This window comes from Providencia sp. PROV040 (assembly GCF_032706145.1).
In the GTDB taxonomy this organism is placed as follows: domain Bacteria; phylum Pseudomonadota; class Gammaproteobacteria; order Enterobacterales; family Enterobacteriaceae; genus Providencia; species Providencia hangzhouensis.
The window spans coordinates 1,721,657-1,733,572 of sequence record NZ_CP120530.1 but is presented as its reverse complement, the minus strand read 5'-3'; the positions used below and the strand labels follow the sequence as shown (position 1 = coordinate 1,733,572).

Annotated in this window: 13 protein-coding genes; 7 read left to right on the top strand and 6 right to left on the bottom strand. The window is 35.2% G+C overall.

Annotated elements, in window-relative coordinates; genetic code table 11:
- Positions 1–94 precede the first annotated feature (94 nt).
- The 3 genes from P3L40_RS07850 (at position 95) to P3L40_RS07840 (ending at position 3,051) form a co-directional block, all read left to right on the top strand.
- The gene (locus P3L40_RS07850) at positions 95–571 is read left to right on the top strand and encodes a hypothetical protein (RefSeq protein ID WP_049221147.1); all 477 of its coding nucleotides are present in this window, start codon (positions 95–97) and stop codon (positions 569–571) included.
- Entirely contained in the window at positions 571–1,953 is a 1,383-nt protein-coding gene (locus tag P3L40_RS07845) for a hypothetical protein (RefSeq protein ID WP_049221145.1), read from the top strand. Before P3L40_RS07850 ends, P3L40_RS07845 begins: the two co-directional genes overlap by 1 nt.
- Positions 1,954–2,343: 390 nt before the next feature.
- The gene (locus P3L40_RS07840; protein WP_136134879.1) at positions 2,344–3,051 is read left to right on the top strand and encodes a DUF5677 domain-containing protein; all 708 of its coding nucleotides are present in this window, start codon (positions 2,344–2,346) and stop codon (positions 3,049–3,051) included.
- Between the two features lie 685 nt (positions 3,052–3,736).
- Here the strand turns inward: P3L40_RS07840 and P3L40_RS07835 are convergent.
- The 4 genes from P3L40_RS07835 to tssD form a co-directional block, all read right to left on the bottom strand.
- Positions 3,737–4,003 carry a hypothetical protein gene (locus P3L40_RS07835; RefSeq protein ID WP_136134880.1) on the bottom strand — a complete coding sequence of 89 codons (267 nt, stop codon included), beginning with the start codon at positions 4,001–4,003 and terminating at the stop codon, positions 3,737–3,739.
- Positions 3,993–4,736, bottom strand: a complete 744-nt coding sequence (locus P3L40_RS07830) for a hypothetical protein (protein WP_136134881.1) — start codon at positions 4,734–4,736, stop codon at positions 3,993–3,995. Before P3L40_RS07830 ends, P3L40_RS07835 begins: the two co-directional genes overlap by 11 nt.
- A gap of 117 nt (positions 4,737–4,853) precedes the next feature.
- The gene (locus P3L40_RS25125; RefSeq protein ID WP_210852261.1) at positions 4,854–5,045 is read right to left on the bottom strand and encodes a PAAR domain-containing protein; all 192 of its coding nucleotides are present in this window, start codon (positions 5,043–5,045) and stop codon (positions 4,854–4,856) included.
- Between the two features lie 23 nt (positions 5,046–5,068).
- Positions 5,069–5,407, bottom strand: a complete 339-nt coding sequence (tssD, locus tag P3L40_RS25120; RefSeq protein WP_136134883.1) for a type VI secretion system tube protein TssD — start codon at positions 5,405–5,407, stop codon at positions 5,069–5,071.
- 374 nt (positions 5,408–5,781) lie between these two features.
- Between tssD and P3L40_RS07825 the strand changes: the two genes are divergently transcribed.
- Positions 5,782–6,348 carry a serine acetyltransferase gene (locus P3L40_RS07825; protein ID WP_136134884.1) on the top strand — a complete coding sequence of 189 codons (567 nt, stop codon included), beginning with the start codon at positions 5,782–5,784 and terminating at the stop codon, positions 6,346–6,348.
- A 63-nt stretch (positions 6,349–6,411) separates the two neighbouring features.
- Here the strand turns inward: P3L40_RS07825 and P3L40_RS07820 are convergent, their stop codons facing one another.
- Both P3L40_RS07820 and P3L40_RS07815 read right to left on the bottom strand, forming a co-directional pair.
- Positions 6,412–7,506 carry a glycosyltransferase family 9 protein gene (locus tag P3L40_RS07820; RefSeq protein ID WP_136134885.1) on the bottom strand — a complete coding sequence of 365 codons (1,095 nt, stop codon included), beginning with the start codon at positions 7,504–7,506 and terminating at the stop codon, positions 6,412–6,414.
- A 141-nt stretch (positions 7,507–7,647) separates the two neighbouring features.
- Entirely contained in the window at positions 7,648–8,412 is a 765-nt protein-coding gene (locus tag P3L40_RS07815; RefSeq protein ID WP_136134886.1) for a phage baseplate protein, read from the bottom strand.
- Positions 8,413–8,805: 393 nt separating this feature from the next.
- Here P3L40_RS07815 and P3L40_RS07810 point away from each other — a divergent pair, with 393 nt between their 5' ends.
- From P3L40_RS07810 to P3L40_RS07800, 3 genes are all read left to right on the top strand, one after another.
- Positions 8,806–10,080 (top strand): MASE1 domain-containing protein, encoded by a 1,275-nt coding sequence (locus tag P3L40_RS07810; RefSeq protein ID WP_136134887.1) that lies wholly within the window; start codon positions 8,806–8,808, stop codon positions 10,078–10,080.
- A gap of 27 nt (positions 10,081–10,107) precedes the next feature.
- Complete coding sequence (locus tag P3L40_RS07805) at positions 10,108–11,409, top strand: HdeD family acid-resistance protein (RefSeq protein ID WP_210852260.1); 1,302 nt, start codon at positions 10,108–10,110, stop codon at positions 11,407–11,409.
- Between the two features lie 91 nt (positions 11,410–11,500).
- Positions 11,501–11,833, top strand: coding sequence for a DMT family transporter (locus P3L40_RS07800; RefSeq protein WP_371021498.1), 333 nt, complete (start codon positions 11,501–11,503; stop codon positions 11,831–11,833).
- Positions 11,834–11,916 lie beyond the last annotated feature (83 nt).

Genomic DNA, 11,916 nt, shown 5'->3' with positions numbered 1-11,916 from the left:
TACCTAAGGAATCGGAAAATCGATAACAACCCAGTTTAATTTAGGTTAAAATTATTAAATAATTAAATAAAAACTAGTTAAATTTGGAGAAAATATGGAACATATGTCCCAGGAGCAAGTCGAGAAAATCAGAATACAAGCAACAGAAGATGTCTCATCTGCCCTCAACTCTCTGGAAAAGGATTACCCAGGAATTACTGAAGGGTTAGCTACTGTCTTGGGATCTAGCACAGGAGCTCTAGGCTCATTAGGAGCACTTTATTTTGGAGGTAAAGTCGTCGGTTTATCTGCTGCTGGAATAACTTCTGGCTTATCCGCAGCAGGGGCGCTTGTGGGTGGAGGTATGGTTGCAGGAATAGGAGTTCTTGCTGCACCTGTGGCAATCCTCGGTGTCGGTGCATATGCAATTGCTAAGAAGAAGAAAAATGCAAAACTAGCTGCAGCTTTGGGTACTGCAATACGAAAGCTTTATGATGTACAAGAAAGACTTATAAAAAATGCTGAATACTTCAAAGAAGAAATAGCAAGCATTAAGGCGACAATAGATCTTCTTACAAAGAAAAAGCCATAATGAAAAAAGCCTCATATCAGAAAGAGCTGAAAGCAATAAAGCTTTTACAGGAAAGGTCATCAGAAATATCTATGACCCATGAGTTAATAAATACTGATTTAGAGTCAATAAAGGCAGCATTGTCAGGACTAATAGATAACCAAGAGGTTCTGAACTCCCCTGATTTTATTAAGAATAAGAAGAAGCACCTAGAGTCTATGTCAGGTATTGGTCAGTTGAAGGATTCTAGCTTAGAACAAATCCATAGTACGGCTGAAAGCAATTATAAAGATAGGATTTCATTAAGTGATGTATTAACCGAGCAGGATTCATTTGAAATTAATAATAAAATTAATTTGCGAGTAGAAGCATTTAATAACCAATATGGGCTGGATAGGTGGGACTATGCAATTGCAGGCTCGTGCGGCCTTTTTGCTGCGATGTTAGATATTTTATGCGTTAAAGCTCCACCTAAACCGACTGTAAAATGGGAGCAAGAAGTTGATGGTGTATTCAATAAATGGGTTCAACAAGCGTTCAACAAGATTATTCCTCCTGATTTAAGTAATGCACTCAGTAAGGCCAACCCAATTGGTGCACCAGACTCATCAACTATTGCCGACCTTGTTGGTGCACCACCAATATCCATAAATCCACTCAATCATAGGCTGAAATCTTTAGCCCATGACCCAATTTTGGGATTCATATTTGGTGTCATCGATATGCTAAATGGAACTTGCACCGTTGTGACTAATGGCACCATAAAAAGTATTCCTAGTACAAAGCCACCAACAGAAGGAAGTGTTTTTCAGCTTCTGGGAAGAATGCTAGGACATTTGCTTTCAGATGTTAATGCACCTTCTGCGAAAGGCAATCGAGGAATGGGATTACCCGCACCTTTCATGGGTATCCTACGCATGTTTGAAGGGATACCTGTGGGCAATTCAAACTTTGGAAAGCAAATAGAGTCTATGTATGTAAATGGATATGACTTTAGGCAATTCGTTGTTACCAGCATTCCAATGACAATAATGGAAGTAATGCTGCGAGCTTTTTATGTTATAAAACAAATGAAATTGTACGATAGGCCTTTTGGTGAATCAATCATGGATACAATGCCATTAAAAATAAACCCTCGCTTCAGAATAGTGCTCGCTTTAGCTTATGGGACTAGTAGCTCAATTAATGCAGGAAAAATGTATATTACAAAGAATATTTTGAATGCTAATTATGCTTCATGGCTAGGATTGGCTTGGAATGGTTTTCATGCACTTAAATGGGTTGCTTTTGACCGTCACCTCAAATTATGGGATGGCATTTCCCAAAGAGAAATTGAAGATATGCAACAGATAATTATTGATCTGGATACTTTATCTGAGAGAGCCTCACGACTTCCGATATAAAAACAAGATATCCAACAAAGCTATTAAATTCAAGCTGAAGTGGTCAACTATCATTAATCGCTCCTGCATAGTACCACTTATGTTAGCGTTAATATTAGGGCTCTAAACCGCTCGCATACTGAACTCAAAGAGCAGTTTTGAGAGAATAGCGGAAGTCCACGATTCTTATTACAGTTGATTGAGGCTTTACTAATACAGCTACGGATATATTAACGAGCGCTAGGACGCCTAAAATATTACACCTTACGGAACAATTTCACGAAAGGTTGAATCTCAAAGTCGTTAAATACAACTTGTGATTATTTTATAACTCACGCAGCCTATGGATGTCTATGTGATATAATAATTTCTTAATCGCTAATGAGTTTATTTTCCAAGGGAGAATTAAGTATGTCTAAGAAAACTCTTAGAGAGTTTGTGAAACATGATTCAATCAAAAATGTCAAAAAAAATGTATTAAAAATAGACTTGAATTATAAAAGACTTATTCAGTTTTGCTCGGGCACTGAAAATATTGAAAGAACTAATAAGAATGTAGCACTAACTAATATTGCAAAAGGAACCCACCGTTCTTTAAGTTTACTGGCCAACAATTTGTCAGATGACTATGATATAACATTAATAGCATTATGTGCGAGAAACCTTTTTGAGCTTAATATCAGGCTAAGATCGATAATTGAAGATGAAAACTCACTTAACAAATGGATGAGTGAGATGGTTATGGATGAAAAGCAGATTATAGACGCTATATCAACGATTGCTAATGATAACCACACCACTGAACTGGAGTTGTTCGAAAACAAAAAGAAACTAAATGATTCTATTCTAGATCAAAATAACTTAAAAAGTGTCAAAAGCCCTGAAACAGTCAAAAGTATTGCTGAAAAAATTGGTGAACAAGAAGAATACACGGCGCTATTCAAACTATTTTCAAAATTATTGCATCCTACTTCATATCTTATCAATCGACATAACGAAGCAAGTTGCATCTATAGCTTTAACATACTGATTGTATCTGCACAAAAATATGCATTTGATATGTTTGAGAGATTAAGGATTGAATTAAACGTGCCGGAAGGTGTATTAAAACCATGGTGATGTTATATTTTATTAAGGTGTGTTACATGATGGTGGAATGTAAATCATTAAATAGCGCTCATCGTACATCTAGTATGTTCTGATTTGCTTGCCTGTTAAATAAAAAAACAGATGTTAATAACGTCCGCTTCTGGCGCATAACAAACCACCAAATTTTATTACTCGTTTAACCGAGCAGCCATGTTAAAATAGCAATCTACTTTTCAAACCCACATCACAAAAACAGCAAAATAAACTTTAGGCCCAACAATAGGCCCAAATTAAAAGTTGAATTGAATTTTTTTAGCTTAAGATCAATAACCTACAAATTTAATTCAGACTCCGCCAGACAATGTTATCACCTTTGTAACTATAAGATGAGTTACGCCATTAATTTTACTAACATAACTTATTTAAAATAAGGATATTGCTATTCTCAGGAGACCCAATTAACAATTATAAATAAGTATTTCCCTTAGGGTTCATAATTTAAGTTTGATTGTTCTGACTAGTAAAATGTTAAGTAAAACTATTGGAAATATAAATTCAACAATACTTCCACGGTTAGGCTATTCCATGAAAATAGGTAAGATAAAGCTACAAAAAAATAATTTGTACCACTTATCAAACTCACTAGAAAAGGCATCATGTGTTAAAACAGATACGAGCATTATCCACACCAATCCTTAGTTGAATTATCAAAATCTCATTTTAGTATTTTATGTATTATCACTATTAATAATAGACTAGCTGGAAACGAAAACAATGTTACAAATGAAATTAACACACTGGTATCCAGTAGTTCATTAATAACTGCTCTTAATTGTATTGTAGTCATATTATCTGACCATGGCTGCCCCATTTGATATTTTTGGTTAATAGCCATTCCTGCATTCAATAAAAATAATATAACGTAATTTGCTACAATAATACCAAGCGTTAATCCCCACTTTACGAATAATTTAATTCCCATTAATTTCGTCCCCGTAAAGTAATTGTCCAATTATCCCCATTGTTTCTTCTCCAGAAAAATCGGTATGATATCCAACCATAGATGCTGCACCAGATGCGGCTTCAAACAATGTTCTCGATTTACTTTTTTCCATAGGTGTAACACCTGTGACATTTGGATACTGCTCTTTGAATAACCCAGTTACTTCTACGACAACAAGAGAAGATAAATCTTGTTTCTTACCAACCATGTAATCCTCTAAAGATGCGGGAACCACAAAAGATTCCTGACCAGTCACAATATATCTGGCTAACGAATAACCCGAACGAACAGATGATAATTCTTTTTCAAAAACCTTCGAGCCACCTGCTTTTATTGCATTTACTGTTTGTGTTGTACAATTACTCGTTGATAAATCATAAATGTTTATTGTGTGCCCATACTTTTTAGTTGCATCGCCCACATTAGGAGATAATCCAACAGGGGAAGATCCGTCCCTCCACAACACCATAAAGTGAGCTTCTACTTGCTGTATATTGGCATCATTTATAGCAAAAACCCGAGCATTCATTTTGTATAACTCGTGTCGGTAGTAATTTCGTGCATCCTCACCTATAAGGCGAATTAAGATACCATCCCCCACAATGCCAAGTGTACCAGTCCGACCAAATCTACCATAAGTATAAACTGTTATTTGGTTATTTTTATGTAATGAAACATACGAGTGCCCAGAGCCTACTCTTTCTGTCCACACATAAACCCCATCAGGAATGAGATTATCTAAAGCCGTGCATTCACCTATGATATTAGAAAGAATAAAAGCGGCGTGACACGGACACGTTGAATAACTTTTGCGGGTATCAGCAGCTGGTTACCCCCCAATTAAATGAGTAAAATCTCCCCCTACTATTTCATACCTTCCTGCATGAACACCACATGTAACTTTATTACCTTGAACGGCTTGTCGCTTAAAATTAATACCACCCCGATGTGCTAATGCACTCCCCTCTAATACTCTTCCACCGCATGTAGTCCTATCCCCCTCTAGCACTTTGAATGACATCACCATAAATCACCTCAATAAAATTAATTAACTAGGTTTTGTGTAATACTATAACTTGAGGTATTTGCAGCTTTATGTTCACAGGTGATACTTTCATACTTCATCGATACTGTTTCATAAGCTTGTGCATCATTATTGTCTAGGGCATTTGGATGGTGATTACTAATGCTTACGATTGATGCATTAGTCAATTTGATTGTTTTATAGACTATCAACTTACCGCTTCTATCGGTTCTATAAAAGCTAAATTCACAATCAAGTAACTCGTTATTATTAATGCTATTCATCAAGAGAGGAGTCGATTTATCATCTAATTTTGTGAATGAAAAGGGTGAGTGTGAAACATTTTGGTGACGACTCATACTATAATTAGTTGAATAAGTAAAATTTTTTTGGTAGCCAGTTCGGAACTTGAACCCACACAACCTAACGGCCCTGAGAGTTTTAAATTCATTGTGATAAATCTATTTACCATCAGTTATAACACTCTCACTATAAGCAGGAATAAATATATAATAAAATTAATTAGATAGTAGTGTTTCTCTACTATAGTGAGAAATTCTTATTCTTACGCATAAGTTATTTATAATCCTTTAAGGCCACAATCCTCTACCAATGCTCCACTAAATCAGGTTTATAATGGAGCATACTTTTAGAAAGACTTAATGACTGATAATATACATAATATGAATCCAATTCACCGGTATTAGCAAATCAATTTAGAAGGTTATGTTTCATGAACTATATGATTATACTATTTTTTATTATCACTTCAGACACAAAGGAGCTCAAGAAATTCTGGGAAGTTGAATTTTTGAATAATAAATCGTTTTCGTGGATTAGATTACTCAAGCGCATAGCTAAAGGAAATAGAGCTAATTTTATTTTTTGGTGGAGATTGGCAAACTGTATGCATTCATCAACCAATAAGCATTATAGACGTACCGCTAGTAAAATTCAAAATAAACTAATACATAAATACAATACTGAAATAGAACTAGGTGCAACCATTGGAATCGGATTGAAAATACATCACTTCTCATCAATTATAATAACAAAACACGCTATAATTGGTGATAATTTTACTTGTTATCAAAATATAACAATCGGATGGAGAAAAAATCCTTACAGCATAGTAATAGGGAATAATGTCGTTATAGGTTGTGGCTCCACTATTTTAGGGGGGAACATAATAATTGGTAATAATGCAAAAATAGGTGCAATGTCACTAGTTCTGACAAATATCCCTGAAAATTGCACATATATTACAGATATGAAAACTAAAATTATTTTTCATACATAACCATAACAAAAAAGTCATGTCTAGATGATTTATTAAATGTTAATCTATCTAGACATCCTTTTATCACTTTAAGGAATTTAAATCATCATTGATTGCATCAATAAGTAATGAAATATCAAAATTATGAATATCATCACCATCCTCAGTTTGGAGATACTCATTTGTTGTCAATTGAACTGCCTTATCATTGTTTGGACCAAACATGATATTATTATTTTGCGTACCATTATTTAGCCTATTATTATAAATACAATATTGTTTAATATTAAATGCACTTGCTAAGTGAACCATTGAAGTATCAACAGTAATTATAATATCTGCATTACTAGCTAGAGCAAAAGATTCTCCTGCATTTCTGAATGGGTTCAAGATAACATTATTTAAATAATCACATGAAAAATCACAATCCAAATTAAAGAAAACTGTTTTATATCCTTCAAGCACATTTAAATAAATAATAATTTTATTTATTTGCTCCATTGAAAGTGAACGAGCAGGGTGAGAACCAAAAGGATTGAAAACTACTAATTTATCAGTTTTCTTTATAGCATTAGCATAATCATGCGCAACTTTAAATTCATCACTTAAAAATGATAAAGAATACCCATAGCTATTATCATTCAACCCAATAATTTTAAGTATTTTCTTCATCCTTTCAGACAAGTGAGCATCACTATTATCATTTACTATATTTACATCAAAAATTGTTCCTTTAGGGTGACCAAAACCAATTGATTTCTTGGGCTTTAATAAAAAAAGTGTTTTTAGTCTATATGAAACAGAATGATCGAAATCAAATGTATCAATAACCAAATCAATATCTACTTTACTCAATTCAATGATAAGCTCCGGTATTTTTTTCTTATTAAATGAGTAAAATCCATCAACTACTATTATGCTATTAAATAAAAATCTTATTTTTTCTGGTCCTACAATAAATACTTTTCTACCACTACGTCTGATTCTTTCAATTAATCCAGATGTAATAATAGAATCACCAATAGCCTGCGTATGCATAAAAAAGCATACATTATTATACTCAGCTATCGTTGAATCTCTCTCCCGATAACAAAAGTTCATAAATAATAATTTTAATTTTAGTTTGATTTTTTTTGTTTGTATGTTTCTATATCTATTGATTTTTTTTAAAATTTCCATAGTGCTATCATCATAATTATTTAACTGTATAATCTACAGAGTCTAATCTAAATTATACAGTGATTTCATTAGATTTACTTACTTTTATTTTTCCATATATGCTTCACATTGAGTTGAATATTGTGCATTAATATGCTGATACTAACTGACTCGATACCACCCCATCAACATGATATAGGCGTTGGTAACTGTTAAGGCCGTTCCTGAACCGAGGTTTTCCGTGTTACCTGAATAGGTATGCGTGTGTGCTCCACTATTAGACGTTTCACCTGACCATGTTTTAGATGCGTTAAATACATATTTATAGCCGCTAGTTGTGTTATTACTATTATAGCTAGTTCCCCCGTTAGCAAGACTAAAAGCGCCTGTTGCCATAGAGTGAATAGCATTATCACTCCGGATATATCCAATCTCACACGTGATATTCATCGTTCCTCGGGTATGAGTATGCCCTCTGCTACTTACAGTTGTTCCTAAATACTTTAATGGCACTACGGGTAGATGGCCTTTACCAATGGTCACTAAATCCGAACCACCTGGTGTGAAGACATTCGAGCCACTTGACGCGGCTAAACTAATGGTTTTGTTTTCATCAATATACTGCCATTTTGTACCAGGGAATAACGTATTGGGGTTCTTGTTTTGCGCGAACCTCACAACAATACCAACGGGATAGACCGTATTCAGGTTAACCGCGTTTTGTAATACATCGCTGACGGCCTTCTCGCTCATCACACTCGTTGTTGATTCGCCCGTTGATTGGTCAACACTACTCGTGTTTAGCTTAGTATTAAGCCCGTTATTGAGTGCTGTGTTTATTGCATAATCCCCCGATGGCTGATAACTCGCCTTAGCTTGGCTCCGCATATCCCCTTCCGCTTTGGTATAACTCTCGCCTTTGAGCACATAATTCCCTGCGGGGCATAGTTAGCTATTTTTAATTGTGGTGAACACGTTCAATTTTTGCCATTATTGCTCGAGTATTGCTTTATATGACGTTGGGTATCTTTCACGAATAGCTGTCTATGAAAACAACAAGCCATGTTTTATATTTTAAAAAATTCAGATTTGGGGTGCTATTAGCTTTGACTGGGAGCGTAATGTTCATTGAAGTACCTACAGAGCCGAACTCATACTAAAATAAGAAATAAAAAGTGTCTAAAAATACAGGAAAAAATATAATAATAGCTATACCTCAAGATATCATTTTGATATTTTTTGAAAAGAGAAATGATGTAGACCTTTTTGCGTTAAGATAAGGCCAAACATAACTTTATGATGTATAACCTGAAATAAACTATGAAAACATCCTTGCTATCAAATAAGACCACGCTAATCGTAATAATAGGATGGCTATTACTTTATTACGTAACAGGTGAAATCTCCGAAATACTTACACCAGAGAATTCAGATATTTCTGTTGTCTGGTTTCCTGCGGGAGTCGCAACAACCGCTTTTTTATGTATGCACAAGCGCCAATGGTTACCATTACTGATTGGCTTCGTTGTATTAAACTTGATTCTGAATGGCTTCGATAATGAGCAAATCACCCTTTCACTTATATACGCCGCTCTAGCTGTACTTTCTTGTATTGCTATTGCTTGGATTGTCCGTAGGTATGCTCAGAGAGGAGATGATCTGCAACTAATATTGTTATGGCTATCGGCAGTAATAATTGTCAGTTTTGCAGATGCAGTTTTATTTTCTATCAGTTTGTATTGGTTTGATAATACATCACTTAATGATATTTTCTGGGATGGTTTTATTGCTGATATTACTGGCAACATATTTGCGACAACAGTGATTATGGGGCTAATTAATACCCATTTCAAAAGGGTGGTGCCTTCTTTCAAAATTAATATAATTTGGGGAAGTATTGTTTTTATTCTTCTTATTATTAGCACAATATTAATATTCAATGATACTGCGATACAGATATACTATTCCTATTTTCATCAGCATCGTAATACTGCTAAATTATCACTACTCTGCATCCCTATTTTGCTTGCTGTTACCCTGTCTATGCTATGGGGAAACAGAGGAGGATCAATCGCACTATTAATACTTGCCACTATTACAATCTATTACACTCGTAATCAGCAAGGTCCTTTTTACCTTCATGGCCTATTTCGCCATGAATCACTGTGGTTAATACAGGGATATTTGACCGTAATATCATTATTAATGGTTTTTTTGCGGGTTGTCGCTCGAAGTACTCATAGAATTGATGACACACAAGGGGCTTATAAACCGCAGCACCTAGTATATCAACTTAATCTAGATAATGGTGCTATAGAATGGGGAAATACAGATTGTTCATATCCGAAGGCTGATTTAATAACCCTTTCCGCTCTAAGACAAATTATGGAATCTATTCACCCTGACGACCGAGAAAAACTCGCTCGACATTGGGAACAAGAGCAAGCTCAGACCACTCTTCCAATAATAACCTTTTGTTTGAAAGATAAAGAAGGTCGTTGGTGGAATATAGAAGATCGTGGAAGTGTTATTTTTAGTCATAACAAGCCAGTAATGATTGTTGGGAATTGGTTTATTTTGGGTGAAGTATCCTAAAATTGATGTAATAACAAAGGATAAGTGATGCTACAAATTGCATTATTACTTTTCGGTGCCGAATTTATCAGAGGAAAAGCACATTACCTCTGGGGGATTGGGCTCCTTTGGTGTTTTATTGGTATCTTTATTTTTATTGATGGTATTGATGGTATTCTTTTTTTTCCAATACATTTGTTTGGTTTTCTATTGTTACTTGAAAGTCTGATCACATTAAGTGTCGCTTCAAGTGGAATTGGGACACAAAAAACGATACTCTTCTTTAAAGGTGGTTTGTTTTTATTCTGTGCATTGGTTATCTTAATTAATCAAACATATAGCAATGTATTACTGTCAGCGATGTTCGGTTTTGTTTTTTTTATTACCGGATTGTTTGTTGTTGCATCAGCTTGGATCGTACGTTTTCCTGGATGGCAATTAATCCTGTTATGGGGCGTAATTGAAATGCTGTTTGCCTTTTTTCTGTTTACCCATCACCAAGCAACAATTTCTTTTTTCATCGGCTTTTTGATGATAGGAAGTGGATTTGGATGCCTGAAGTTAGCATTTCGAGCCCGTCATATCCAACGAGGAACATCCATATTTGAACTGATGCGTCCTTTACCTGTATCGTTTAAGAAAAAAGGGGCTACGCGACCAATAACGGAAAACCTACAGTCCCCTACTTTAAATAGATCAACTGAACAAGGTACTATTTTGACTGTTCATATCTGGACCCCCGAAGGCTCCGCAAACCAACGTCCTGTACCACGGCCAATTATTAATCGTTATATTGCGGCTGTTGATTCTGAGGGGGTAATCTCTACGGGGCATGCATCTCTAGAACTCTATCCGCACCTCTATATCAGCTTATACCCTGAAGAAGATATTGATCGCTCTCCTTCAGAATTTTTCAGGCTACTAAAAGCAACCGCTGATAATAACGTTCCGGGGCGTTTCTTGCCTAATTATCAAGCTGAAGCATCCGAATGGTGTGAATCTGACAGACAGATTGTTTTCAATGTTTATAACTATGCTTCTTTATTGAGTTTTTGGGAAAAATATCGCCAATATCCTATTTATAACCTAACATATCAAAACTGTTCCAGCAGTGTTGCATATGGTTTGGAAGCTGCGTTGGATGGCGTTTTGTCTATGCAAAAGAGAAGTGATTTTATCGGGATTTTAAATGTACTTTGTATGCCAGAGTTATGGATTGCGGCTCAAATTCGTCGGCGTGCGCTGATGATGGCATGGACCCCAGGATTAATTATGGATTATGCACGTGCTTTGCGGGCTATTGTACACCCTGTTCCTGTCCCTTGGTATAAACGCTTACTTAAGCGTTGAGTTTCATAGCTATGATGACATTTTTATCTCAAACATAGTTTAGAATTGTCATTTTGGAATGTTTGCTAAATAAGTTAAAGAGGTTTTTATGCTGAAAGTGTACGCAATCTTAATGGTGTCTATCATAGCTGAAACAACCGCGACAACCATGATGAAGGCGTCTGATGGGTTTACCAAGTTGGTGCCCAGCATTATTGTCGTTATTGGTTATGCCATTTCTTTTTATGGCTTATCCCAAGTTGTAAAAAGTATGAATATTGGTATCGCCTATGCGATATGGGCTGGAGCAGGAATATTTCTTGTTTCAGCATTATCATTTTTTGTTTATAAACAGAAACTTGATTTTCCAGCATTAATTGGTCTGGCATGTATTGCGCTGGGAATTGTTATTATCCAGCTGTTCTCTAAATCAATTACTCATTGAGTTAATAAATTTAATACTCTTTTTCTTTTTAACCGGTCGAAATTATTCAACAAGAGTGGATATAGGAAACTTCGCTACCGGTT

Bases quoted from the DNA above. Each gene is read 5' to 3' on its own strand.
- P3L40_RS07850 (WP_049221147.1), top strand. From the start codon at position 95: ATGGAACATATGTCCCAGGAGCAAGTCGAGAAAATCAGAATACAAGCA.
- P3L40_RS07845 (WP_049221145.1), top strand. From the start codon at position 571: ATGAAAAAAGCCTCATATCAGAAAGAGCTGAAAGCAATAAAGCTTTTA.
- P3L40_RS07840 (WP_136134879.1), top strand. From the start codon at position 2,344: ATGTCTAAGAAAACTCTTAGAGAGTTTGTGAAACATGATTCAATCAAA.
- P3L40_RS07835 (WP_136134880.1), bottom strand. From the start codon at position 4,003: ATGGGAATTAAATTATTCGTAAAGTGGGGATTAACGCTTGGTATTATT.
- P3L40_RS25125 (WP_210852261.1), bottom strand. From the start codon at position 5,045: ATGTCATTCAAAGTGCTAGAGGGGGATAGGACTACATGCGGTGGAAGA.
- tssD (WP_136134883.1), bottom strand. From the start codon at position 5,407: ATGAGTCGTCACCAAAATGTTTCACACTCACCCTTTTCATTCACAAAA.
- P3L40_RS07825 (WP_136134884.1), top strand. From the start codon at position 5,782: ATGAACTATATGATTATACTATTTTTTATTATCACTTCAGACACAAAG.
- P3L40_RS07820 (WP_136134885.1), bottom strand. From the start codon at position 7,506: ATGGAAATTTTAAAAAAAATCAATAGATATAGAAACATACAAACAAAA.
- P3L40_RS07810 (WP_136134887.1), top strand. From the start codon at position 8,806: ATGAAAACATCCTTGCTATCAAATAAGACCACGCTAATCGTAATAATA.
- P3L40_RS07805 (WP_210852260.1), top strand. From the start codon at position 10,108: ATGCTACAAATTGCATTATTACTTTTCGGTGCCGAATTTATCAGAGGA.